This window comes from Bacillus sp. SCT118, assembly GCF_058566435.1.
This window is the reverse complement of record NZ_CP191225.1, coordinates 1,834,385-1,857,021: the sequence shown is the minus strand read 5'-3', so window position 1 is coordinate 1,857,021 and position 22,637 is coordinate 1,834,385. Positions and strand designations below refer to the sequence as shown.

Below are 22,637 nucleotides of genomic sequence, written 5' to 3'. Positions count from 1 at the left end.
CTGTCCCAGTCCTTTTTTGGATCAAGGCAGACTGCTGCAATGTCTATCTATTTTAATAATAGGTGCAGTTCGCAGGCGATACTGCCCAATGGAAGTATACCAAAATCAACGGGCTTGTACCAACACATTAGCCCAATTCGATATCGGCAGAATAGATTTTTTTAATGCCTTCGTTCGTTTCTAAAAGCAGAACGCCTTCATCATTTATACCTAACGCCTTACCGTAAAAGGTTCCGTTTAACGTTCTGGCTCTCATATTAGTGCCAATACCGAGCGCATAGCTTTCCCATAAAAGCTTAATCGGCGTAAATCCGTGCGTCATATAATCCCGGTACCGTTTCTCAAAGCATAGTAAAATATGCTGGATGACGCCGGCCCGATCAATTTTTTCCCCAGCAGCTTGGCTGAGGCTTGTCGCGATGTCCTTCAATTCATCTGGAAAATCATTAGGCTGCTGGTTAACGTTAATGCCGATCCCAATGATCACTGAACGTACGCGGTCTTCTTCAGCCTGCATTTCCGTTAGGATGCCAACTGTTTTTTTTCCGTTAATCAAAATATCATTTGGCCATTTAATATCCGTTTGGATGCCTGCTGCCTCTTCTATTCCCTGCACAACAGCTACTGCAGCAAGCAGAGTCAGCTGCGGTGTTTTTTGGAGCGGAATGTCAGGCCGCAAAATCAGGCTCATCCAAACACCGTTTCCTTCTTGAGAATGCCATACCCTAGACATTCGGCCCCTTCCGGCTGTTTGTTTGTCAGCTACCACGAGGGTGCCTTCCGGTGCGTTATTATTCGCGAGCTCATGAGCCGTTTTTTGCGTGCTTGAAAGAACGTCATGGTAAATAAGATGCTGGCCCATCACTTCCGTTTTTAATCCAAAACGAATTTCGCTTTCACTGAGTTTTCCGGGCTTTTTGATGAGCCGATATCCTTTTCTTCTAACGGCTTCTACTTCATAACCCTCTTTCCGAAGCTCTTCAATATGCTTCCACACAGCAGTTCTTGAACAGCCGAGAGCATCACTGATTTTTTGGCCGGAAATAAATTCATTGCCGGCCTGAGAAAATAATTCAATAAGGTCTTTTCTTAATGTTGACCGCATGTCTTCAGCCACTCCTCTATGTGTTTCTTTTGATTGGAGAGCTTCCCTGTCACAACAGCCTGCTCGATCCGCTGTAATTCTTCCGACACCCATTTTCCGGCCGGCCGGTTTCGAAGCGCAAGCAAGTCCTTACCCGTGATATCAAGGTCCTTAAGGCTTTTGATCGGCAGGTTTTGATAAGTGTACTGAATGTCCTTCAGTTTCTTTTCATCCAGTTTTTCGTTTTGCCGAAGCTGCGATATTTTGGCCGCTGAGAGCAGTGCTTTTTCCCCAGCTCTGTACATTGTCATTGCGTCAAGGCTCTGGCCAAACGTACCGGCAATGTGAATGGCTTCCTTGATCACTTTTCCCGGGAGCTTCCAGGCTTTCAGGAAAAGGGGCGCGTCTTTCAAAACTATGCCAAGGTTAATTAAAAGAGCAGCCCAAAGCTCCTCACGGGATGTTAAAGAGAAGAATGGAAACTCACTCGTTGAAATCAGGTTTTCTCGTTTATGATAAAAACCAGGAAGCTCTTCATACAATCTCGTTTGAATGAGCGTTTGAAGCGCCTGGCGAGAAGCTCTTCCCTGCAGCAATTTCTCGAACTCTATCGTTTTTCGTTCGACTGAAACATGGGAGAGGAGTGATTTTTCTTTCGCAATGGCTTCTTCTGTTTCCGGTGAAAGCGTAAAGCCAAGCTGGCTCATAAAGCGTACGGCTCTCAGCATACGAAGCGCATCCTCTTGAAATCTATCCTCAGGCTTTCCAACGGTTCGAATCACTTTCTGATCAATATCTTTCTTGCCGCCAAAATAATCAAGCACCTTCCCATCCGCTGTCATGGCCATCGCATTGATCGTTAAATCTCTGCGTTTTAGATCCTCTTCTAATGATGAGATAAATTGCACTTCTGACGGTCTTCTGAAATCAACATAATCAGATTCAGTCCGGAATGTCGTGACTTCATAGGTTTCATCCTCCCAGAGCACAATAATGGTCCCGTGCTCTTTGCCTACATCAACAGTCCGCTGAAACAGCCGTTCTACTTGATCAGGTGCCGCATCTGTCGCGATATCGACATCTCCGATCGTTCGTTTCATATAGCTGTCACGAACTGCGCCCCCGACAAAATAAGCCTGATGGCCCGCTTCGATTAAGATGCGGAGCACGGGAAGTGCTTTGATAAAAACTTTTTCCATGTGATCACTCCGGTTCTGCTAAATCGGCATAAATCTGTTCATACTGGCTGACAATTTTTTGGGAAGAAAATTCATTTTCAAGCATCTCTATTGCCGCCTTTGTAAAACGATTGCTTAGCTGTTCATCTTCTAAAATGCTCATCGCGCGGGCTGTTGCGGCCCCAACATCACCGACGTCCACCAAAAATCCGCTCACATTGTTTTTAATAACCTCAGGGATACCGCCAATGTTTGTTCCGATACAAGGCACTCCGCAAGCCATCGCTTCAAGCAGGACAAGGCCGAAACTTTCTTTTTCAGATAGCAGCAGCTTCAAATCGCTAATAGAATAAAGCTCTTCAACACGGTCTTGATTTCCAAGCATTAAGACTTGGTCTTCCAAGCCATATTTTCTGATAAGCTCGCAGGCTGTCGATTTCTCCGGACCGTCTCCGACTAAAAGCAGCTTCGCTTTCGTTTTGCCAGCGATATTGCGGAACACACGGATGACATCCTGCACGCGTTTAACCTTTCTGAAGTTGGACACATGGATGACGACTTTTTCATCTGGTAAAATTCCATGTTTCTCTTTAATCGCCTCTGTGTTTTTCTTCAGATACACGCGCTCGTCTATAAAGTTATAAATCGTTTCAATTTTTTTCTCCGGTTTAATTAAATCGTACGTTTCAGCCGCAAGCGCTGAGGAGACGGCAGTCACCCTGTCTGATGACTCAATAGCAAAACGGATCAGATCTTTTAGAGACGGATCATAACCTAACACTGTGATATCCGTGCCATGCAAAGTTGTAACAATGCCGATATTGCGTTTCAGCATTTGTTTTGCAAGATAGGCGCAAACGGCATGCGGGAGAGCATAGTGAGCATGGATAATGTCTAAATTCTCCCGTTCCGCCACCTCTGCGATTTTGCTTGCCAATGTCAAATCATACGGAGGATACTTAAAAACAGCATATTGATTAACCTCAACTTCATGAAAATGAATATTAGGATGATATGTATTCAGTCTAAACGGAATGCTTGATGTGATGAAATGGATTTCATGTCCCTTTTCAGCAAGCTGCTTCCCCAGTTCTGTCGCAATGATACCTGAGCCTCCAACGCTCGGATAGCATGTGATTCCTATTTTTAGTTTTCTCATTGTTCGCCCCCAAGCACATCATGATCAAGCATCAGCATCCGTTTGGAAAAGAAACCTTCGGCATACTCCACGCCCGCTTCTTTACCGTAAAGCTTTTCTCTCGCTTCAACGATCTCAATATACCCATTCGTCAGAGGAGTAGAAACGGAATCCTTTGACGGGATAAACTGGCTTTTGTAGGCGTTGAGGCTTTGTTTCTTTGCCTCTATTGTATCCGAGATATCAATGACAAAATCCGGCTGATGAAAACCATTTATCATATAATAGTAAACCTTGCTGACTTTATGCGCCGGAAGGCTTTTTTCGTCTTTATATTTATGGATTCCCGCGGAAAAGATCGCTTCTTCCACCAGTGCAGCCGCATTGCCGTGATCCGGATGGCGATCCTTTTTATACGGCATAAAAACCGCTTTTGGGCGGCAGGTTCTGATGACAGTGACAATCGACCGAATTGCCTGATCACTCATTATTAGGCCGCGGTCTGGAAGCGTTAGCTGAATTCTTTTATCTGCGCCTAATATGCGGGCTGCTTCAGCTGCTTCTTCTTTACGTAAACTGACCGTACCGTTAGAAGAGAGTTCCGCTTCTGTCAAATCGCATATCATTACTTTTTTTTCCTGTTTGACAAACTTCGCTATTGTGCCGCCCATTCCGATCTCGACATCATCACTGTGGGCGCCAAAAGCAAGAACGTCAGCATTATACATTCGGCTCTTCTCCCCGAAGAAGGTCACGGAATTCGAAAACACCTTCATCAAGTGTACGGACGAGAATTTCCGCAGTACCCATATTTGTGGCGAGCGGAATGGAATACACATCACATAACCGGATTAATGCCGAGACATCCGGTTCATGCGGCTGCGCGGTCAGCGGGTCGCGCAAAAAAATGACAAGATCGAGTGCATTGGCAGCGATCAGTGCACCGATTTGCTGGTCTCCCCCTAAAGGACCGGATTGAAAACGTTCAATTTGAAGACCTGTCGCCTCTTGAATTTTCAACCCTGTGGTTCCGGTTGCGTATAAATCATGATTCTTTAAAATATCCCGATAGGCAGTCGTAAATTGAACCATGTCCTGTTTTTTCTTGTCATGCGCGATCAAAGCAATTTTCATTGTTTATCCCCCCGTCTAATCAATGATATTTTCTAAACCGTACACAAGCTGATCAATCTTCATGACTTGTTCGACTGACAGTTTAACGCCTGACATGAAAGAAGCACGGTTATAAGAATCATGGCGTATCTGAAGCGTTTGGCCATCCATGCCGAACATGACCTCCTGATGCGCGATCAGGCCCGGAAGACGGACGCTGTGCAAGCGAATGCCGTTTTGCTCCGCTCCTCTTGCTCCTGGGAGAATTTCTTTTTCATCCGGATGTCCTTGCTGCTTTTCTTTACGGACTTCTGAAATCATTTCCGCTGTTTTAAGCGCAGTTCCGCTTGGTGCGTCAAGCTTCTGGTCATGATGAAGCTCAATAATCTCAACATCCTCAAAATAGTTGGCAGCCATTTTTGAAAATTTCATCATCAGTATCGCACCGAGCGCAAAATTTGGCGCGATGATGGCTCCGATCCCTTTTTCTTCTGTTAAAGACGTGAGCTCTTTTAAATCAGCTTCTGAGAAGCCGGTTGTTCCGACAACTGGACGGACTCCGTGCTCTAATGCAATTTTTGTATGTACTTTTCCGATTTCGGGCGTTGTTAAATCAATCAAGACATCCGGTTGTGTTTCTGTAAAGCAGGTATGGATATCTGTATAAATTAAAGCATCTGACTCAACAGGCATCACATCAGATAATTTTTGCTGATCGTATGTATGGTCTATGGCCCCGACAAGGTCAAAATGAGGTGTTCGTTCTGCCAATTTAACAGCTTCCTGCCCCATTCTTCCACGCGGTCCCGCAATGACTACTTTAATTGTTTCGTTTGACATCTTGATCTCCTCTACTTTCCTTCTTCTTTTCTGGTCCAGCGATCTTTATCTCTTGTATTAAATTTATGCATGACTCTGTCGTGGGCTTCCTCTAAAGAGATATCAAGAGAGTTGGCTAAACAAACCAATACAAATAGCACATCGCCCATTTCCTCTTCCATGCTTTTATCATCTTCAGTCGCTTTTTTTGGTTTTTCTCCATAACGGTGATTCACTTCTCTGGCAAGCTCGCCCAGTTCTTCAGTCAGCCTCGCCATCATGGCCAGCGGGCTGAAATATCCTTCTTTAAATTGGCCGATGTAACGGTCTACTTCAGCCTGTATGTCTTTCATTGTTTTATCACTCACTGAACGAAACCTCCTATCATCCTCTTACATGTTAGCTAATTCAGATACGTTTGACAAATGTTTAAGCACGTTTGCTGTTTTCTTTTTCATCCACTATAATATAAACGCTATCTAATGGAAGGAAAAGGGGTTTTGTGTGATGCTTGGAGAAATTAGATTAAAAAACATATTTTTTATTTTAATCGGAGCGGCAATTTTTTCATTTGGCTTGGTTCATTTCAATATGCAGAACAATCTGGCTGAGGGCGGTTTTACAGGTATTACACTTTTGCTTTATGCCCTTTTCCACATCAGCCCCTCTATCTCGAACCTGGTGTTGAACATTCCGATTTTTTTTATTGGCTGGCGTTTGCTCGGCAGGACAATGTTTGTTTATACCCTTGTCGGCACTGTAGCCTTGTCTTTGTTCCTCAGCATCTTTCAGCGATATGAAATCCATATGCCCCTTCAGCACGACTTAGCGCTCGCCGCTTTATTTGCCGGCGTATTCATCGGAGCCGGACTGGGTATTATTTTTAAGTTCGGCGGTACGACAGGCGGTGTCGATATCATCGCACGTTTAGTGAATAAGTATTTTGGGATCCCGATGGGCAGAACGATGTTTGCTTTCGATGCCTGCGTCATCATTTTGTCTTTGCTTACTTATCTCTCCTATAAAGAAGCGATGTATACGCTGGTAGCTGTATTTGTAGCGGCAAGATTAATCGATTTTATTCAGGAAGGCGGATACGCTGCTAAAGGCGCTACGATCATCTCTTCGAAAAACGACCTGATTCAGAAAAAGATTCTTGAAGAAATGGAACGGGGCGTCACCATTTTGAAAGGACAAGGTTCCTACACAAAAGAGGATATAGATGTACTTTATTGTGTGGTGCCGAAAAACGAATTGGTGATGCTGAAAAGCGTGATTAACTCCATTGATCCCCATGCCTTTGTAGCGGTAAGCGATGTTCACGATGTGCTCGGAGAAGGATTTACGCTTGATGAAAATAAAAATCCGCTTCCGCGCTGACATGTAATAGAAAAAAGGCGGCTGACCGCCGCCCCTCATCCTTATTTAGGGTAGTCCCTTTTTTTCAGCTTGTTTTTTTCCGCCTTGTACTTTCTGTAACCGACATAGGTAAGAGCAGTAATGATGATACTGCCGGTTGTAATCATCACCCAGAGTAAAGACGGATCGGCATCATCCTCCTCCACCCTGTCAAACACATTTTTCAGGTCATGCTGAAGAAGGGAAAGCCGTTCAAGCTTTGTGCTCTCTGTCATTTGCTGAAATTCCTCTCGCTCAATAACATCTATATGTTTTCCGACTGTTTCAAGCTGATCCTCTGATACATCGATTGTAAGACTGGGGTAAATCAAGTCATATAAACTGATAAATTCATTCCATTTTTCATGAAAGCTTGTGCTTCCATTCTTTTGGACATCTCGCTTCAGCTCAGTAAAAGCTTCCATAATCGGTTTTTCCAGTGAGCCCCAAAGCGGGTCAGACCGATTGTCAACCGCATCCATCAGCATTCTGAACTGCGCGGCTGCTCTGAGTTTTTGTGTGTCTGATGTATCAGCTTGCTTTAAACTCCGAACCATATCATTATAGCCCAATGTGATTTGCCGAATTTGGGCTCCCGTTAGCATGGGGTCTTGCTGTTTTTTCTCAGCGGATTTTAATGTTTTTTCAAAATACTCCAAGACTTGAAGCGCCTCTTCATATTTCGCCTGTCGGGTCATTTGAAAGACTGTGTCGGATAAATCATTCAATTCCTCGAGGCTTCCCCGCTCTGCAGCCTTGGCATTTCCATTATAAAAAATAAGTGCAATCAACAAACAGATCGTCAGCTTTCGTTTCATGCAGGTCCCTCCCACTCTCTCTCCTTACAGAATATGAAGAAAGGGACAAGGATAGACCAACATTGTCTTTACATCAGCTCAAGCTTCGTTTGCTTTTTTGAGACCACAAGAAAGTAAGCGAGCGCGATTGAAAAGATGCTTAGCCAAAATGTTCCGTATCCTATTTCAGTCATATAATCAGAAAGCATAGAATACCGCGGCATCATATCAAACAAGTAGTCAATGACATCGTTATGCAGTGTCCAAACTGCAGCAATTGCAAGATGCCAAAATGAAAAACGAAAATACGGACTGTATAATACGCCTTGAACTGCCATTGCAAAATGCGAAGCAATTAGCATGTAGCCCTCCCACGGCAAGTCACCAGTTACTGCAAGCACAAGAAAATTCATAGCCACCGCCCATAGACCATACTTTACAAGGGTAACTAGCGCAAGCGCCTCAAAGAGGGGAGCATTCCGTTTCAAGAGAAAGGCAAGCAGCACAAACAGAAAGAAAAACGTTGCTGTCGGACTGTCCGGAACAAAAATCTGGAAAGGGGCCGGTGTCTCCAAAAGCTGCGGCAAGTACCAATAGTAGCCGTAAACCGTTCCCAGAAAATTAATGGCTAAGACAAGAATAAGCATCGGCCGCTGCCCTAATACATATTGAAACCATTTCACATCGAATCAACTCTCAGTCTGTAAAAATAATATGTCCATATAAAAAAGCTGACGCCGGGTCAGCTTTTGATAATAAAAGTATATCCTTCCATTTGACAATTCACAATACGTTATTTTGCGGTTGTTTCAGAAATAAATTTTGCAAGTTCTTCGAGCTGCTTATCATTTCCTTTGAACACACCCGCCGGCATTTTGCCTTTCCCTTCTACAGCGATTTTTTTGATTTCTTCCGGTTTCAGCCCGCTGTCAACCAATGAAGGCCCAGCCGCTCCTCCCTGAAGGTTATCCCCATGGCAAGAAATACAGCCCTGTTCCTTAAAGACCTTATATCCTTCTGCATTGGTGTCAATGTCGGCTTCTTTTGTGATTTTCCCCTGTTCTTCTGCCTTGGCCCAGTCATGAGTAGCAACTGACTGCCACGTCAAAAATACAGCAGCGGAAATGGCCAGAAGCATCATACCGACAGCGACCGGACGCTTCCACGGCCTTCTTTCTGTCCCTCTGTCTAGGAATGGAGCCAAAAGCAGGGCCCCAAAAGCGAGACCTGGCATAATCATGGCGCCGACCACTGTAAAGCTTCCGGCGGCGTATTCATACTTCAACAGCTGGTATAAGAAAAGAAAATACCAATCCGGCAGCGGAATATAACCAGTATCAGTCGGGTCCGCCATTCGCTCCAAAGGCGGCTGATGCACAATCGTCAAAACGAGAAAACCGATGAGAAAGACAGCTCCAACCATCCATTCCTTTAACAAGAAATTTGGCCAGAAAGCCTCTGTTTTACCGGGATACTCCGAATAATCCTTCGGTATATTCGGCTTTTTTTCAGCCGGTATCCTTGAGTCGCCTACAAACTTCATCCCTTTGCCCCGGTGCATGTCATCCCCTCCCTTTTATTCGCAGATCAAGAGTTTAAAGCGGTCCTGAAATCCCCTGCTTCCGGATCATAATAAAATGTGCAGCCATCAGCCCGAACAATGCGGCAGGAAGAAAAAATACATGGATCGCAAAAAACCTAGTCAGCGTTTGGGCGCCTACAATATCCGGATGCCCTGCAAGGAGCGTTTTAACTTGCGTTCCGATCAAAGGCGTGGCTTCGGCGATCTGCAGCCCGACTTTTGTTGCAAACAGAGCCTTCATATCCCAAGGAAGCAAGTAGCCTGTAAAGCCAAGACCGAGCATAACAAAAAAGATCAGCACACCGACAATCCAGTTCAGCTCGCGGGGTTTTTTATACGCGCCTTGGAAAAAGACCCTCAGCGTATGTAAAAACATCATCACAATGACCAGGCTCGCACCCCAGTGGTGCATCCCCCTGACAATCTGGCCGAATGCCACTTCATTTTGCAAATAATATACCGATTCCCAGGCATTTTTGATATCAGGCACATAATACATCGTTAAAAACATTCCAGATAATACTTGGATAACGGTTACAAAAAACGTCAGTCCCCCAAAGCAATACACAAACGCAGAGAAATGATGGGCGGGATTCACATGTTCCGGTACTTCGTGATCGGCAATATCCCTCCACATCGGTGTAATATCAAGCCGCTCGTCTACCCAGTCATAGATTTTGTTCAGCATGTCACCCTTCCCCCTTAGGCTTTGCTTTTCCAAGATACAGGAAGCCGTCTTTTACTTCTTGCTCATAATGATCAAGAGGCGCAAGCGGCGGCGTGCCAGGGACATTGGTGCCGTCCTTTTCATAGAGTCCGTAATGGCATGGACAAAAGAATTTATTCGGGTTTTTAGGATCACTATTCCAGTTCACCGTACACCCTAAATGTTTACAAATTGGCGAAAGTGCTACAATTTCATCCCCGTTTTTGAAGACCCAGGCTGATCTTGACTCTTCTGACTCATACCAGGCATCGACTTGATTAATTTTAAAATCAAAGCGCTGCGGCTCTTTTGTCAACTCATCAACGCTGACAACCTGAACCATATCCTGCTTCCCCGTCGATTTTAATACCGGGTCGAGTGCGAAGCGAACCATAGGCATGAGCATACTAGCCGCCATAAAACCTCCTACGCCTGTGAGCGTGTAATTCAAAAATTGACGTCTGGATATATCATGTTTTCCGCCCATCTCTTCTCCCCCCTCTAGGTCACCCCTGCAAACTGACTAAAATAGAAAATATTGCAATAACTCTAGACACCCTCATAATATATGAATCTCTCAGCAAGGTCAATATAGCCAAAATATTGTTTATAAGGAAATGTAAGTGTTTTTATGGAGTGCTCCATAACTGTAACAAAACGTTCAAAATTTCAGCAGTGCGTTCATCCAATATTTTTCTTTTTAAAGAGTCATTTAAATGCTCTAATGGAACAGACGGTGTAACAATCATTTTGCCTAACGCATCCTCAGCTCTCCAACTTTCGTCAGATGTGAGCAGGACAACATGCGGAAATTCCGTTATCAGCTCTTCCCGCAAATCCTTAAGCCCTTGAACGGTTATTTCATTTCTATCAACATATGTATAAGGAGGAAGTAAATATACCCGTCCCTTTAACTGCCTTTCAAGTTCTTCTGAGAGAAGCTGCGTAAACTCGCCTTTCTCCGCCGCCATTTTAAAATGGTTATTAACCCTTATGCTAATTAATGGAATGACAGCGGTATCAATGTAATCCTTAGCTTGTAAATAGTCCTTGGCATCAGTGATTCTCCACCTCATCGTTCTCCCCCTTTACGGCAACAAGCCTTGCAATTCACTGCAAGGCTGGTCATATTATGTGAGCTGATTTAATTGGCGCGATAATTGTTCAAATGCCTCTTTATCATGACGATCTAACGCGTCGTCAATGTCTTTTAATAATTTTTCTCTTTGGAATGTGGAAATAGCGTGCTCTAAAATCTGTTCCGCCAATCCCTGATCTTTTTTATTCTCAAAAAGGTTTTTCGGAATATGCGGGTTGGACTCCAGCACCGCCGCATATTCAGGTGAGCTGTAAGCCGAACGGAAATTAAGCTGGATAAACAAATCCTGCTGTTTATTTAATCTAATATCATGAAAAGATTTTTCCGCGTCGGTAGTCATGACATTCTCTTTATAGAACCGGAACGGAACTTCTTCAACACAATGTGTTGACATTATAATGCCTCTCGGGCAAAATTCAGCCTGCTCCACAAAATGAACCTTCTCCATGAGAGAATCATGGCTCATTAAGTAGTTCAAGATCCAAACGCACTCTCGGCGCTTTAACTGATAATGGTTTAAAAACCAACGGATAAAATCTTTTTTCTCATTGACAGAAACAGGGGTCTGCATGTAATTCCCTCCTCTATCGTTCGTATAATCTATATACTTATATGTTCCACATGAATGGTTAATATTCCTGCTTATCTAGAAAATTCATCCTCGATTCGCAAAATCGTTTCTTCAAGCTCTTCATTGGCTCCGTCCATTTCAAGAACCTTTTTCAAAAGCGGCAGCGCTTCTTTTTGAAGGCCTTCTTCTAATAGGAAGCTTGCGTATTCATATAAGAAATCTCTATCCTCCCGGTAATGAAGATAGGCAGCCTCAAAGGATTGTTTTGCTTCCTCGTATTGCTCTAATTCAGTATATGCGCTTGCAAGATACCAATTGTATTTCGGATCTTCTTCACCGTAGCTTCGAACCTCTTGAATAAGATCAATGATCTGATCATAATCCTCTTCTTTGTGATACACGGCAAGAAGTGTATGAAGCGCCTCGACATAGCCCGGATCAAGCGCAAGCGCCTCCTGAAGCAGCTTTTTCCCCTCTTCTGACTTCCCGATTTTTAAGGCCATTTTGGCGGCATAAAGGAAAAGTTCTTTGTTATATTCATCATATCTGATCCCCTCTTTTGCCGTTTTTAATGCCTCTTCATACATCCCTTCAGCTTCATAGCTTTTCGAGAGCGGCATATAAAGTGAAGTATAAGATGGATCAAGCTCCTTTAAATCAGACAACTGCTTAATAGCTGTTTTCACAAGCCCCGCCTGTAAGGCTGTAAAACCATAGCCGAAAATCGTATTAGGATCAGGATTCTCATCGACAGCTTTCTCGTAACATGGAATGGCATCCTCAAATTCACCTGAGGCGCTTAACGATTCTGCCAGTCTTTGATGGACATTAACGCCTCCGATCTCACTCTGCTCCTCAGCCGTTGTTTTAAAATATTGAACCGCTTTTGCATAGGCTCCCTGTGTAAAGTAAAGTTCTCCCAGTGCAAAATCAATAACCGGTTCATTGTCCAGAATGGACTTTGCCTGTAAAAGCTTTTGTTCACTGACTTCGAATAACCCCTGCATCTGATAAAGATCCGCCATAAGCAGCAAACTTTCCGGATATGATGGATCTGTTTCCGGAATAGTCTCCAGCACAGCGAGGGCTTTTTCTTCTTCGTCAATATCTATTAAAAGTTCAGCGTAGAAATTCGTCAGTTCTGTTTCATTTGGATATAAATCATGTAGATCACTAATCAGTGAAATTGCTTTTTCTACATCGCCCCACTCGTAATAAAGCTGGGCTGCAATGGCTTTATCTTCATCATGCAGCTGTTTTTCAGCCTTCGAGAGCGTGTTGAGGCCTTTTTCTGTTTCACCTGCTTCAACTAATTTTATGGCTTCTTGAATCAATGTATTCAAATCGGACCGGTCCTTTCTTTTCCTATACAACATCAACCATACAAAAAAGCTTTATTTGTTCGGGTTAATCTTATCATAATTCAGACGAATGCCCCCGGCAAATAAGATGCTTCTGTACGGAAGGGAATTATTGAGTCTTATTAGTTTACCAAAAGATCTTGAGATAGAAAATGAAAAAAGGAAGATCGCCCTCTGTACAGTAAAGCAGCTCTTTGACCTGCCGGCTTGTAAGTAAAGCACATCCCCCCTTTTCGTTTTTCTATCCCCTCTATAAGACAAGCTATGTTTTTTCGCCTCGAATTATGATCTGCATAAAAAATCCTGAAGTAAAACTTCAGGATTTTTTCGAAAGCTTATTTAAATGCTCGAAGAAGGTTGGATAAGAAACGTGAATGGCATCCGTGTGCTCGATTTCAATCGGCTCCTCCGTTATACAAGCAGCAATACCAAGCATCATTCCGATTCGATGATCTCCGTGGCTGGACACTGCAGCGCCGCCTTTCAACGTTTGTTTGCCATAAACCTTCATTCCATCTGCTGTCGGATCAATTTCAGCACCCAGCTTGCGAAGCTCAGAAACAACAGTATCAATACGGTTTGTTTCTTTCACTTTTAGCTCTGCCGCGTCCTTGATAACGGTGGTTCCTTCCGCCTGAGTCGCAAGAAGCGCGATGATAGGGATCTCATCAATTAAACGCGGAATGATATCTCCTCCGATTTCAACTGCTTTTAGAGATGATGTTTCTATAATCAAATCTCCATAAGGCTCTGCACCGCTATCAGCAGATGGTTTGATTTCAAGTTTTGCCCCCATGTTTTGAAGGACGTCAATAATACCTGTCCGAGTCGGATTTAAACCTACGTTTTTCAATACAATTCTGCTGTTTGGAACCATCGCGCCAGCAGCAAGAAAAAATGCGGCTGAAGAAATGTCTCCAGGAACAAAAATATCTGCAGCTGTCAGTTTCTGGCCACCAGCAATGGAAACACTCGTTTGATCTTCAGAAAGCTTAACGCCAAAAGCAGAAAGCATCCGCTCAGTGTGGTCCCGAGATTTATGGGGCTCTGTGACAGTTGTTGTGCCCTCAGCCTGTAATCCGGCCAGCAAAACAGCAGATTTAATTTGCGCGCTTGCAACAGGTGATACATAATCAATTCCTTTTAATGAGGCGCCGCTCACTGACAGCGGTGTAAACTCTCCACCGGCTCTGCCGTCGATTTTAGCCCCCATTTTTTTCAAAGGCTCAGTCACACGCTTCATTGGGCGCTTCGCAATGCTCTCATCTCCGGTTACCGCGCTGTAAAAAGGACGGCCCGCCAATATTCCGAGCATCAGGCGAATCGTTGTACCTGAATTTCCGACATCTAAAAGGCTTTCTGGCTCTTTCAGGGCATCGATTCCTTTTCCGTAAATCACGACATCGCTGCCGCTTTGCTCAATGTGAACACCCATTTTTCTAAAGCAATCAATCGTGCTCAGACAATCTGCTCCCGGCAGAAAGTTTTTAACTGTTGTTGTGCCTGCCGCTAGCGCGCCAAACATAACAGAGCGGTGAGAAATGGATTTATCACCGGGAATATGTATTTCTCCATGTAAGGCCTGCACCTTTTCTCGTTTCATTTTTTCCACCTCAATCAGCATAAAAAGTTTCATATTCCGCCCGGGCTTCAATGCATTGTTCTGCCCTTTTGCGGTCGTCATCAGACTGAAAACTGATCCTTAAAATCCCGTTAATATCTTCTCGTGTTTCGATAATGCGGATATTCGTGATACTGATGCGCTCCGCAGCTAAGATCGCTGTTATCTCGGATATTACACCCGGATGATCGGGTACATCCACGTATAAATCATAAAATGCAGGTATCGCTCCCTTCTGCCGAAGCGGCAGCCCGTCACGATAATCCTTGGCGGTTTTAAAATAACGAAATAGATTTTCCGCATCTTCTTGTTCTACATATGTACGGATCTTGTCAATTTCACGAATCCACTCATCAAAACGGTCTAAGATTTTATCTTTATTATGTAATAAAATATCCCGCCACATTGCCGGGCTGCTTGATGCAATCCTTGTAATATCTCTGAACCCGCCGGCAGCAAAACGCTTAACAAGCGGATACAGGTTTTCCGAGTGATGGGTTTGGTGAACAAGACTAGCTGCTACAATATGCGGAAAATGACTGATTACACTTGTAACGCCATCATGCTCCTCTGGCGACATTTCCACAAAATGGGCATTCGTCCCCTTCAGCAGGTTTTTTAACTGTTCCACAGCTTGTTTGTCCGTTTTCTGGCCTGGGGTTAAAATATAAAATGCATTTTCAAACAGGAACTCCTTCGCAGCGGCCACTCCTGATTTATGTGAACCCGCCATCGGATGTCCTCCGACAAATTGATAGCGGCTAGGCAGCACTTGATCAGCGTAATCAACCACTTTTTGCTTTGTGCTTCCTACATCCGTAATCAAAAGCTCATGTTCAATTCCTGAATGAGCCAGCTCTTCAAGCATAACCAGTGTTTGTTCGACAGGTGTCGCAATGATTACTGTAGCTGCCTCTTTCGCACCGCTAATAAACGAATCAGCACGATCGTCTATCACACCTAATTTTAATGCCGCTACCGCCTGTTCATCAGAGATGTCGATTCCGATAATCCGTTTGCCGGGATGATTTTTTTTGATGGCTAGGGCAATCGAACCGCCTATCAATCCGAGACCGGCGAGCAATATTGTATCTTTCATTTGATTCATACGTCATCACCTGGTTTATAGACTAAAGAGGTGATATTTGATCACCTCTTATAAAATTTCAGCTAAAATGGCAAGTATTTCTTCATTTTGCTCTTTTGTTCCGATCGTAATCCGGAGTGATGTCGGGAAACCTAATGCATTTCCTGACCGGACGATATAGCCTTTTTCCAGCAGAGCCTGAAACAGTTCATCAGCAGGACGTTTAAAGTCAATTAACACAAAATTTGTCTGTGAAGGGTAGCACTTTAAACCATGAGTTTTCGCAAAATCATAATACTGCTGAAGGCCTGCATTATTTTGCTCGACACAGGAAGCAATAAACGCTTGATCATCAAGTGCGGCAATCGCCGCAGCCTGGCCCAGACGGCTCGTATTAAACGGCTCTCTCGCCGGCTCAATCTGGCGAATCAGGTTCTCGTCAGCAATTCCGTATCCGACTCTGAGCGCTGCCAGACCGTATGCCTTTGAAAATGTGCGCAAAATCATCAAATTGGAATACTTGCTTAAGAGCGGCACGGTTTCTGGGTAATCCTCTGCTGTTACATATTCATAATATGCTTCGTCAAGAACAACAAGGACACGTGAAGGAACGCGCTCCAGAAATGCGAGTAATTCTCCTTCAGATGTATAAGTGCCAGTCGGATTATTCGGGCTGCATATCCAAACGACTTGTGTCTGTTCGTCGATGGCTTCTAACATGGCGTCTAAATCATGTGAGCCGTCGGGACGAAGTGCAATTTCACGTACTTCAGCCCCTTCAATGACCGTATTATGTTTATATTGCGGAAAAGTGGGGGCAGCAGTAACCGTGTTTGTTTTATCGTTTAAAAATGCCCGGCAGATGATCTGAATGATTTCATCAGAACCGTTGCCGAAAATAAGTGATGTTTCGCTGACATTGAGGTGCTTACTGAGCCTTGTCCGCAAAGCGGCGCTATACCCGTCCGGGTAAAGGGCTAGCTGTTGAATCTCATGATGAAGCGCCTCTTTTGCAGCCTCTGAACAGCCGTAAGGATTCTCGTTTGAAGCAAGCTTCACCACTTTATCCAAGCCATATTCTGATTTCACTGCTTCAATCGGCTTTCCAGGCTGATAAGGCTTCAGCTGTTTTAAATGTTCTTTGATACGCAAATCAGTCACCTCATTTTAAACTGTACAAGCCGCCAAACGCCATTGCGTAATCCTCAAACTCCTGCAGCGCCTGATTTCTCGTTTCAGCGCTGATGAGCCGGTCCTTTAATTCTTCTATTTTTCTGACGAGCGCACTTCCCACTACGACACCGTCACTAATTTCATTCATCTTTATGACTTGTTCACGGTTTGATATACCGAACCCTACAGCAACCGGAACAGTGCTGAGATTCTTCACTGTCCGAATGAACGGGTACACGGATGAATTGAACTCATTGCGGACACCGGTCACACCCAGAGAAGACACACAGTAGACGAAGCCCTCGGCTTGTTCAATAATGGTTTTCAAACGGCTTTCGCTTGTCGGCGCAACCAAAGAAATATACGTCACCTCATGGCTTTTACATTCCTCTTGAAGGATGTTGCTTTCTTCTAGTGGCAGATCCGGAACAAGCAGACCGTCAATATGATTTTCCCGCAGTAAAGCGAAAAAGTATTCTTTGTTCAATTGTAACACAGGATTATAATACGTAAAGAGGATAATCGGAATATTCACTCCGTTTTTTTTCATTTCTCCGCCTAATTCGATTGCCTTTACGATATTCATTCCTTGATCAAGTGCCCGCTTTGAAGCCCTCTGGATCACCGGACCGTCTGCAAGCGGGTCAGAGTATGCAACACCAAGCTCCAATGCAGTGGCGCCTGCTTTTTGGAGTGACTTCGCCAGTTCAATCGAAACCTCAGGAACTGGATCGCCCGCCGTAATAAACGGGATAAACAATTTTTCTGATGGTTGAAGATCCAATTTAAACATGGGCTTTCACCTCTTCTTCCAATACCTTCATTAATGTGTTGACATCCTTGTCTCCCCGCCCTGATAAACAGACGAGAATGAGTTGACCGCGATCCATTCCTTTGGCGAGTTTGAATGCTTTCGCTAACGCATGGGCAGATTCGATTGCCGGCAAAATCCCCTCTTTTTCTGACAAAAGCTTTAATGCATCCACCGCTTCTTCATCGGTGATACTGTCATAAGTGACACGGCCGCTCTTATGCAAGTATGCATGCTCCGGACCGATTCCAGGATAGTCGAGACCGGCTGAAATAGAGTAGGGCTCAATAATTTGGCCGAACTCATCCTGAATGAGATAAGTCAATGAACCGTGAATAACCCCTACGGTTCCTTTCGAAATAGTGGCGGCATGAAGAGGCGTATCAATTCCTTTTCCTGCTGCTTCAGCGCCGATCAGTTCAACATCTTCATTTAAAAATGCCTGAAACATACCCATCGCATTGCTTCCTCCGCCTACACATGCCACTACTTTATCAGGCAGAGTGCCTTCAATACGTTTCAACTGATCCTTCGCTTCCTCTCCGATCATTTTTTGAAATTCACGGACCACTTGCGGATAAGGATGCGGGCCGACAACTGATCCAATCATATAAAAGTGATCCTCACAATGCTGAACCCAGTACCGGATCGCCTCATTTGTGGCATCCTTCAATGTTCCGTTTCCGCTTGTTACAGGCACTACCTCCGCTCCAAGAAGCTTCATGCGGAAAACGTTCAGAGACTGGCGGGCAACATCCTCTTCACCCATAAACACAGTACAGGAAAAGCCGAATTTGGCTGCAACTGTTGCAGCGGCAACGCCATGCTGGCCGGCACCGGTTTCAGCAATGATTTTCGTTTTGCCCATTTTTTTAGCAAGCAGCGCTTGACCTAGCGCATTATTGATTTTATGAGAACCTGTATGGTTTAAATCTTCTCGTTTCAAATAGATTTTCGCGCCGCCTAAGTATTCAGTGACTCGATCAGCGTATGTTAATGCAGTCGGCCGTCCGGAATAGTCCTTTAACAGCTTATAATACTCTTCACGAAAAGCGGGATCATCCTTGATTTGTTTAAATGCTGTTTCTATTTCATCTAACGGCTGCATGAGTGTTTCCGGAACAAACTTTCCGCCAAAATCACCGTATCTGCCTATTTCATTCGGATATGGATACATATCGGTTCATCCTTTCTTCTAAAAGCCTCATCAGATTCTGATCTTTTTGTCCGTTTTTTTCAATTCCGCTGGCAAGGTCAATTCCTTCTGGCTGCCATTTCAATAGGCCTGTGATGCTATCCGGATTCACGCCGCCAGCGATAAAGCAGCGTTTACCAATAGCCGCCTGCTGATATTCCGGCACACATTCCCAAGAAAATGCAACACCAGTTCCGCCTCTAGACCCTTTTACAGATGAATCAATCACAAAGCCGTCAACATTATCTTTAAAGCGGGCTATTTCTTGAGTTGTGTTATCCTGATGGTGAAGCGCCTTCCATATTTCACAGCCTGTCAGCTTGCGAAGCGCATCAGCATCCGCCGGTTTTTCATCACCGTGAAGCTGAATGACGTCGAGCTTCAAGCTCTTGGCAATACGTGACATCGTCTCTATTGATTCATTAACAAAAACACCTGCAACCTGTTTTTCGACACGAACTTGGTTCAGCCATTTTTTCACATCTTGCGGAGATACTTTTCGTTTGCTTTCAGCAAAAATAAAGCCTAGGTAATCAGCCTGTGATTCCGCCGCAAGCTGCAAATCCTTTAGTGACTGAATACCGCAATATTTTAATGCCGGTTTCTTCACAACCTCACTCCCCAAACAAAGCATGGATTGCTTTACGCTGAGAAGTTTGTCTCATCAATGATTCACCGATAAGTACAGCTCTTGCCCCATGTTCATTGACAAATGTTAAATGTTCTAAAGAACCGATTCCGCTTTCGCTGACAAGCAAGGATTCTTTCGGAACGAGAGATGCGATTTGTTCTGTCTGCTTTACAGATGTTTTAAACGTTTTTAGGTTTCGATTATTTATGCCGAGAATGTCGGGTGTGAACACTTTCAATATTTGTTCTAGCGTTGATGCATCATGAACCTCGACTAACACGTCCATCCCCTTTTCACCTGCTTCTAGATATAATTCATGCAGGTGTAAGGGATCAAGCACCTCGCCGATTAACAATATGGCATCCGCTCCGATTCTTCTTGATTCCTCTACTTGAAGAGAATCAATAATAAAATCTTTTCTAAGTACAGGAATCGAAACAGCACGCTTTACGTCTGATAAATAGCTGTTTTCCCCTTGAAAAAACGGGGTGTCTGTTAAAACAGAAATCGCATCTGCCTTCGCAGCCTCATAGTCTTTTGCAATCTGCACAGGCACAAAATCCTCTTTAATAAGCCCCTTTGACGGCGATGCTTTCTTCACTTCAGCAATCAACCCGATAAACCGATTCGGGCTTGCCAGCGCCTCCTTAAATGAATGTTTCTCGAAAGGCTGCTCTACCGGCAGAACCAGTGTTTTCACTTCTTCTTTCTTTTGTTTGATGATTTTTTCAAGCATAGATCTCTTCCTCTTTCTGCTTTAGTCGTTCAAGCTGCGCGGCAGCGCCTCCGCTTGTAATCGTCTCTAACGCCAGCTCCGTTCCTTCCTTCAGTGAGGCGGTAATTCCCGCCGTGTAAATCGCAGCACCCGCATTAAAAGCCGTAATAGATAAAGCGGAACTACTGCTTTTATTTTCAAAAATATTCTGAATGAGATAAGCGCTCTCTTTCGGTGACTGCACCTGTAAATCTTCAAGTCTGCCATTTGTGAAACCGAAATCTTCGGGTGAAACGGTATATTCCCGGCGCTCTCCGTCCTTTAATTCAATCACGTCGGTCGGTGCTGTAATTGAAAGCTCATCTAAACCGTCACGGCTTGATACAAACATGACGTGCTTCGGCTGAAACGTCTCCAGTGCGCTTGCCATCAGTCCAGCTTTTTCAACAGAATAGACCCCAATCACCTGACGCTTCGCCTGTAAAGGATTGCTGAGTGGCCCAAGCAGATTAAATACCGTTCTGAAACCTAGCTCTTTTCTAGTACCTGCTACATGTTTCATAGACGAATAGTAAAGCGGCGCAAAAAGAAATCCCATATTGTTTGTTTCAATGCTGCTTTTGACCTTTTCGGGAGTGGTTTGAATAGAAACCTCTAGCTCCTCTAAAACATCAGCGCTTCCGCTTTTAGAAGAGACAGAGCGATTGCCATGCTTAGCGATTTTCGCGCCAGCTGCCGAGGCAACAATTGCCGAGGCCGTTGAGATATTAAAAGTGGAAATACCGTCTCCCCCTGTTCCGCATGTATCAACAATATCAGGAAGTCCATCGACTGTAAGAGCGTGTGCCCGCATTGCCTTCACAAAACCTGTAAGCTCTTCTGGCGTCTCTCCCCGATGAGCAAGAATAGACAATATACCACCCATTTCAGAAGGAGTCATTTCCGCTGCCATCATCATATTCATCAGCGTTTCAGCCTCACCGGCAGTAAGGGTTTTTCCGTCAACGCACAATTGTAGAAATCTGTTCATCAGCTTTACCCTCCTTGCTATGAAACATGTCTTCTGCAATATGAATCGTTTTCAGCAGCGCACCGGCTTTATTACAGCTTTCTTCGTATTCGGCTTCCGGAACAGAATCAGCAACAATGCCAGCACCTGCCTGTATCGATGCAACACCGTTCTTTACACTCATCGTGCGAATCGTTATACAAGAGTCGATATTCCCGTCAAACCCAATGTAGGCAATACACCCTCCGTATGTCTCTCTCGGTGTTGGCTCGAGCTCTTGCAAAAGCTGCATGGCACGGATTTTGGGTGCGCCTGTTAAGGTCCCCGCCGGGAAAGCAGACATCAGTGCATCGACAGGATGAACCCCTTTTTTCAATCGGCCTGTAACCACCGAGATAATGTGCATGACATGTGAAAAGGAAACAATTTTTGTGAACTCCGGCACAGAAACAGAACCATACTCTGCTACTCTGCCGATATCGTTTCGGGCAAGATCAACGAGCATGTAATGCTCCGCTTTTTCTTTTTCATCCTTCATGAGCTCAACCTTCAGTCTCTCATCTTCAGCTTTGTCTGCACCGCGTTTTCTCGTACCGGCAATCGGGTGGATTTCTAAGTGCCCGTCTTGAACGTGTATTAACCGTTCCGGAGAGCTGCCGACTATTTCTCTGTCTTGCAGTTTCATATAATACATATACGGAGAAGGATTGATGATCCTAAGCACTCGGTATAACTCAAAAGCATCTGCTTTTATCGGAACCTCAAATTTTTGTGACAAAACGCCCTGAAAGATATCGCCTGCTTTTATATAGCTTTTGATTTTTTCTACATCAGCCATAAAAGCCGATTTTTCATAATTAGAAGATACCGTCTCAAAGCTGGGCGTCTTGTATGAATCAGCAGAGAGAAACAGCTCTTTTATGTTTTTTTGGTCCATCATTTTTTCAATGAGATTTTGAAGCTCTAGATGATTTTGATGGAACACATCCATTTTTTCGTTTTCTGTTTCCTCTCCAGTGAGTCTTGCATATTGGATAAAGTGGACGTTTTTGGTTTCATGATCATACGCAATTAATGTCCGGCAAACAAACAGCATACACTTTTCCATGTCTGTTTCTTTTGTATGCGAAGGAACAGAAGGCTCAATCAGCGGGATCATATCATAGCTTAAGTACCCGACAGCTCCGCCGACAAAAGGAATGCCAAGCTGAGGTGTTTTGATTTTGTATGTGGTATTCATCCAGTTCAGCACTTCTTTTAGTTCATTTCCTGTGTAAAGAGATTTGCTGTCCTGATCAGCGGCCGAAAAACGGCCCTGCTCTTCTTTAATTGTGAGAAATGGATTCAGGCCGATAAACGAATATCTGGACCAAGTGGATGTATCGTCCTTGCTTTCAAGAAGATACGTAATCTCCCTGTCAAGCTTCTCTATCATTTGAATGGGTGTCAGTGTATCGACTGTGAAGGTCTCCACAATCGGTATCGTGTGGTGGGACAAGCTGTCCTCTAAAAATGCGGAAATGTTTGATTGGAAATTCATTGCTCTCAC

Annotated in this window: 25 protein-coding genes; 1 reads left to right on the top strand and 24 read right to left on the bottom strand. The window is 44.2% G+C overall.

The features are described 5' to 3' along the window. Positions 1 to 127 precede the first annotated feature (127 nt). The 7 genes from ACQVGT_RS09675 to ACQVGT_RS09645 are packed head-to-tail and all read right to left on the bottom strand — an operon-like array spanning position 128 to position 5,700. Complete coding sequence (locus ACQVGT_RS09675) at positions 128 to 1,105, bottom strand: bifunctional biotin--[acetyl-CoA-carboxylase] synthetase/biotin operon repressor (protein ID WP_046340246.1); 978 nt, start codon at positions 1,103 to 1,105, stop codon at positions 128 to 130. Continuing rightward, positions 1,090 to 2,283 (bottom strand): CCA tRNA nucleotidyltransferase, encoded by a 1,194-nt coding sequence (locus ACQVGT_RS09670; protein ID WP_015383956.1) that lies wholly within the window; start codon positions 2,281 to 2,283, stop codon positions 1,090 to 1,092. Before ACQVGT_RS09670 ends, ACQVGT_RS09675 begins: the two co-directional genes overlap by 16 nt. Positions 2,284 to 2,287: 4 nt before the next feature. Then, positions 2,288 to 3,421 carry an N-acetyl-alpha-D-glucosaminyl L-malate synthase BshA gene (bshA, locus tag ACQVGT_RS09665; protein ID WP_015383957.1) on the bottom strand — a complete coding sequence of 378 codons (1,134 nt, stop codon included), beginning with the start codon at positions 3,419 to 3,421 and terminating at the stop codon, positions 2,288 to 2,290. Next, positions 3,418 to 4,128, bottom strand: a complete 711-nt coding sequence (bshB1, locus tag ACQVGT_RS09660; RefSeq protein WP_015383958.1) for a bacillithiol biosynthesis deacetylase BshB1 — start codon at positions 4,126 to 4,128, stop codon at positions 3,418 to 3,420. Before bshB1 ends, bshA begins: the two co-directional genes overlap by 4 nt. Continuing rightward, entirely contained in the window at positions 4,121 to 4,534 is a 414-nt protein-coding gene (mgsA, locus tag ACQVGT_RS09655) for a methylglyoxal synthase (RefSeq protein ID WP_014477171.1), read from the bottom strand. Before mgsA ends, bshB1 begins: the two co-directional genes overlap by 8 nt. A gap of 15 nt (positions 4,535 to 4,549) precedes the next feature. Further along, positions 4,550 to 5,353 carry a 4-hydroxy-tetrahydrodipicolinate reductase gene (gene dapB, locus ACQVGT_RS09650; protein WP_015383959.1) on the bottom strand — a complete coding sequence of 268 codons (804 nt, stop codon included), beginning with the start codon at positions 5,351 to 5,353 and terminating at the stop codon, positions 4,550 to 4,552. Positions 5,354 to 5,364: 11 nt separating this feature from the next. Continuing rightward, on the bottom strand, positions 5,365 to 5,700 hold the full coding sequence (locus ACQVGT_RS09645) for a nucleotide pyrophosphohydrolase (RefSeq protein ID WP_004398044.1): 336 nt from the start codon (positions 5,698 to 5,700) through the stop codon (positions 5,365 to 5,367). Between the two features lie 139 nt (positions 5,701 to 5,839). Between ACQVGT_RS09645 and ACQVGT_RS09640 the strand changes: the two genes are divergently transcribed. Further along, entirely contained in the window at positions 5,840 to 6,712 is an 873-nt protein-coding gene (locus ACQVGT_RS09640) for a YitT family protein (protein ID WP_003230635.1), read from the top strand. Positions 6,713 to 6,753: 41 nt separating this feature from the next. Here ACQVGT_RS09640 and ypjB read toward each other — a convergent pair whose 3' ends face one another. The 17 genes from ypjB to trpE all read right to left on the bottom strand — a co-directional run bounded on the left by ypjB (position 6,754) and on the right by trpE (position 22,628). Continuing rightward, positions 6,754 to 7,548, bottom strand: coding sequence for a sporulation protein YpjB (gene ypjB / locus ACQVGT_RS09635; protein ID WP_015383961.1), 795 nt, complete (start codon positions 7,546 to 7,548; stop codon positions 6,754 to 6,756). Between the two features lie 68 nt (positions 7,549 to 7,616). Next, positions 7,617 to 8,210 (bottom strand): lipoprotein heptaprenylglyceryl N-acetyltransferase LhaT, encoded by a 594-nt coding sequence (lhaT, locus tag ACQVGT_RS09630; RefSeq protein WP_015383962.1) that lies wholly within the window; start codon positions 8,208 to 8,210, stop codon positions 7,617 to 7,619. 110 nt (positions 8,211 to 8,320) lie between these two features. Beyond that, on the bottom strand, positions 8,321 to 9,088 hold the full coding sequence (locus ACQVGT_RS09625; RefSeq protein WP_004398051.1) for a menaquinol-cytochrome c reductase cytochrome b/c subunit: 768 nt from the start codon (positions 9,086 to 9,088) through the stop codon (positions 8,321 to 8,323). 34 nt (positions 9,089 to 9,122) lie between these two features. Continuing rightward, complete coding sequence (gene qcrB, locus ACQVGT_RS09620) at positions 9,123 to 9,797, bottom strand: menaquinol-cytochrome c reductase cytochrome b subunit (protein WP_003225560.1); 675 nt, start codon at positions 9,795 to 9,797, stop codon at positions 9,123 to 9,125. Position 9,798: 1 nt separating this feature from the next. After that, complete coding sequence (locus ACQVGT_RS09615) at positions 9,799 to 10,302, bottom strand: Rieske (2Fe-2S) protein (protein ID WP_003230627.1); 504 nt, start codon at positions 10,300 to 10,302, stop codon at positions 9,799 to 9,801. Between the two features lie 142 nt (positions 10,303 to 10,444). Continuing rightward, positions 10,445 to 10,891, bottom strand: a complete 447-nt coding sequence (locus tag ACQVGT_RS09610; RefSeq protein WP_015383963.1) for a YpiF family protein — start codon at positions 10,889 to 10,891, stop codon at positions 10,445 to 10,447. A 54-nt stretch (positions 10,892 to 10,945) separates the two neighbouring features. After that, the gene (locus ACQVGT_RS09605) at positions 10,946 to 11,485 is read right to left on the bottom strand and encodes a ReoY family proteolytic degradation factor (protein ID WP_004399171.1); all 540 of its coding nucleotides are present in this window, start codon (positions 11,483 to 11,485) and stop codon (positions 10,946 to 10,948) included. A 71-nt stretch (positions 11,486 to 11,556) separates the two neighbouring features. Further along, complete coding sequence (locus tag ACQVGT_RS09600; protein WP_015483375.1) at positions 11,557 to 12,828, bottom strand: tetratricopeptide repeat protein; 1,272 nt, start codon at positions 12,826 to 12,828, stop codon at positions 11,557 to 11,559. 334 nt (positions 12,829 to 13,162) lie between these two features. Continuing rightward, the gene (gene aroA / locus ACQVGT_RS09595) at positions 13,163 to 14,449 is read right to left on the bottom strand and encodes a 3-phosphoshikimate 1-carboxyvinyltransferase (RefSeq protein WP_015483376.1); all 1,287 of its coding nucleotides are present in this window, start codon (positions 14,447 to 14,449) and stop codon (positions 13,163 to 13,165) included. Positions 14,450 to 14,459: 10 nt separating this feature from the next. Further along, positions 14,460 to 15,575: a prephenate dehydrogenase gene (locus tag ACQVGT_RS09590; RefSeq protein WP_014480118.1), complete on the bottom strand. Its 1,116-nt coding sequence runs from the start codon at positions 15,573 to 15,575 to the stop codon at positions 14,460 to 14,462. Between the two features lie 48 nt (positions 15,576 to 15,623). Further along, positions 15,624 to 16,706: a histidinol-phosphate transaminase gene (gene hisC / locus ACQVGT_RS09585; RefSeq protein ID WP_015483377.1), complete on the bottom strand. Its 1,083-nt coding sequence runs from the start codon at positions 16,704 to 16,706 to the stop codon at positions 15,624 to 15,626. A 10-nt stretch (positions 16,707 to 16,716) separates the two neighbouring features. Beyond that, entirely contained in the window at positions 16,717 to 17,520 is an 804-nt protein-coding gene (gene trpA, locus ACQVGT_RS09580) for a tryptophan synthase subunit alpha (RefSeq protein WP_015383967.1), read from the bottom strand. Further along, positions 17,513 to 18,715 carry a tryptophan synthase subunit beta gene (trpB, locus tag ACQVGT_RS09575; protein ID WP_015383968.1) on the bottom strand — a complete coding sequence of 401 codons (1,203 nt, stop codon included), beginning with the start codon at positions 18,713 to 18,715 and terminating at the stop codon, positions 17,513 to 17,515. The genes trpA and trpB overlap by 8 nt, the downstream gene beginning before the upstream one ends. Continuing rightward, positions 18,696 to 19,343: a phosphoribosylanthranilate isomerase gene (locus tag ACQVGT_RS09570; protein ID WP_015383969.1), complete on the bottom strand. Its 648-nt coding sequence runs from the start codon at positions 19,341 to 19,343 to the stop codon at positions 18,696 to 18,698. Before ACQVGT_RS09570 ends, trpB begins: the two co-directional genes overlap by 20 nt. Positions 19,344 to 19,347: 4 nt before the next feature. Next, entirely contained in the window at positions 19,348 to 20,100 is a 753-nt protein-coding gene (gene trpC, locus ACQVGT_RS09565; protein ID WP_015383970.1) for an indole-3-glycerol phosphate synthase TrpC, read from the bottom strand. Beyond that, complete coding sequence (trpD, locus tag ACQVGT_RS09560) at positions 20,093 to 21,109, bottom strand: anthranilate phosphoribosyltransferase (RefSeq protein WP_015483379.1); 1,017 nt, start codon at positions 21,107 to 21,109, stop codon at positions 20,093 to 20,095. Before trpD ends, trpC begins: the two co-directional genes overlap by 8 nt. After that, positions 21,081 to 22,628 carry an anthranilate synthase component I gene (trpE, locus tag ACQVGT_RS09555; RefSeq protein WP_046340247.1) on the bottom strand — a complete coding sequence of 516 codons (1,548 nt, stop codon included), beginning with the start codon at positions 22,626 to 22,628 and terminating at the stop codon, positions 21,081 to 21,083. Before trpE ends, trpD begins: the two co-directional genes overlap by 29 nt. Positions 22,629 to 22,637: the final 9 nt, after the last annotated feature.

What these genes read in the sequence shown, in the direction of transcription:
- trpD (WP_015483379.1), bottom strand. Translation starts at nt 21,109, where the DNA reads ATGAACAGATTTCTACAATTGTGCGTTGACGGAAAAACCCTTACTGCC.
- trpA (WP_015383967.1), bottom strand. Translation starts at nt 17,520, where the DNA reads ATGTTTAAATTGGATCTTCAACCATCAGAAAAATTGTTTATCCCGTTT.
- qcrB (WP_003225560.1), bottom strand. Translation starts at nt 9,797, where the DNA reads ATGCTGAACAAAATCTATGACTGGGTAGACGAGCGGCTTGATATTACA.
- ACQVGT_RS09670 (WP_015383956.1), bottom strand. Translation starts at nt 2,283, where the DNA reads ATGGAAAAAGTTTTTATCAAAGCACTTCCCGTGCTCCGCATCTTAATC.
- trpB (WP_015383968.1), bottom strand. Translation starts at nt 18,715, where the DNA reads ATGTATCCATATCCGAATGAAATAGGCAGATACGGTGATTTTGGCGGA.
- ACQVGT_RS09675 (WP_046340246.1), bottom strand. Translation starts at nt 1,105, where the DNA reads ATGCGGTCAACATTAAGAAAAGACCTTATTGAATTATTTTCTCAGGCC.
- aroA (WP_015483376.1), bottom strand. Translation starts at nt 14,449, where the DNA reads ATGAAACGAGAAAAGGTGCAGGCCTTACATGGAGAAATACATATTCCC.
- ACQVGT_RS09615 (WP_003230627.1), bottom strand. Translation starts at nt 10,302, where the DNA reads ATGGGCGGAAAACATGATATATCCAGACGTCAATTTTTGAATTACACG.
- bshA (WP_015383957.1), bottom strand. Translation starts at nt 3,421, where the DNA reads ATGAGAAAACTAAAAATAGGAATCACATGCTATCCGAGCGTTGGAGGC.
- dapB (WP_015383959.1), bottom strand. Translation starts at nt 5,353, where the DNA reads ATGTCAAACGAAACAATTAAAGTAGTCATTGCGGGACCGCGTGGAAGA.
- ACQVGT_RS09625 (WP_004398051.1), bottom strand. Translation starts at nt 9,088, where the DNA reads ATGCACCGGGGCAAAGGGATGAAGTTTGTAGGCGACTCAAGGATACCG.
- trpC (WP_015383970.1), bottom strand. Translation starts at nt 20,100, where the DNA reads ATGCTTGAAAAAATCATCAAACAAAAGAAAGAAGAAGTGAAAACACTG.
- ACQVGT_RS09640 (WP_003230635.1), top strand. Translation starts at nt 5,840, where the DNA reads ATGCTTGGAGAAATTAGATTAAAAAACATATTTTTTATTTTAATCGGA.
- mgsA (WP_014477171.1), bottom strand. Translation starts at nt 4,534, where the DNA reads ATGAAAATTGCTTTGATCGCGCATGACAAGAAAAAACAGGACATGGTT.
- bshB1 (WP_015383958.1), bottom strand. Translation starts at nt 4,128, where the DNA reads ATGTATAATGCTGACGTTCTTGCTTTTGGCGCCCACAGTGATGATGTC.
- ACQVGT_RS09610 (WP_015383963.1), bottom strand. Translation starts at nt 10,891, where the DNA reads ATGAGGTGGAGAATCACTGATGCCAAGGACTATTTACAAGCTAAGGAT.
- trpE (WP_046340247.1), bottom strand. Translation starts at nt 22,628, where the DNA reads ATGAATTTCCAATCAAACATTTCCGCATTTTTAGAGGACAGCTTGTCC.
- ypjB (WP_015383961.1), bottom strand. Translation starts at nt 7,548, where the DNA reads ATGAAACGAAAGCTGACGATCTGTTTGTTGATTGCACTTATTTTTTAT.
- ACQVGT_RS09605 (WP_004399171.1), bottom strand. Translation starts at nt 11,485, where the DNA reads ATGCAGACCCCTGTTTCTGTCAATGAGAAAAAAGATTTTATCCGTTGG.
- ACQVGT_RS09590 (WP_014480118.1), bottom strand. Translation starts at nt 15,575, where the DNA reads ATGAATCAAATGAAAGATACAATATTGCTCGCCGGTCTCGGATTGATA.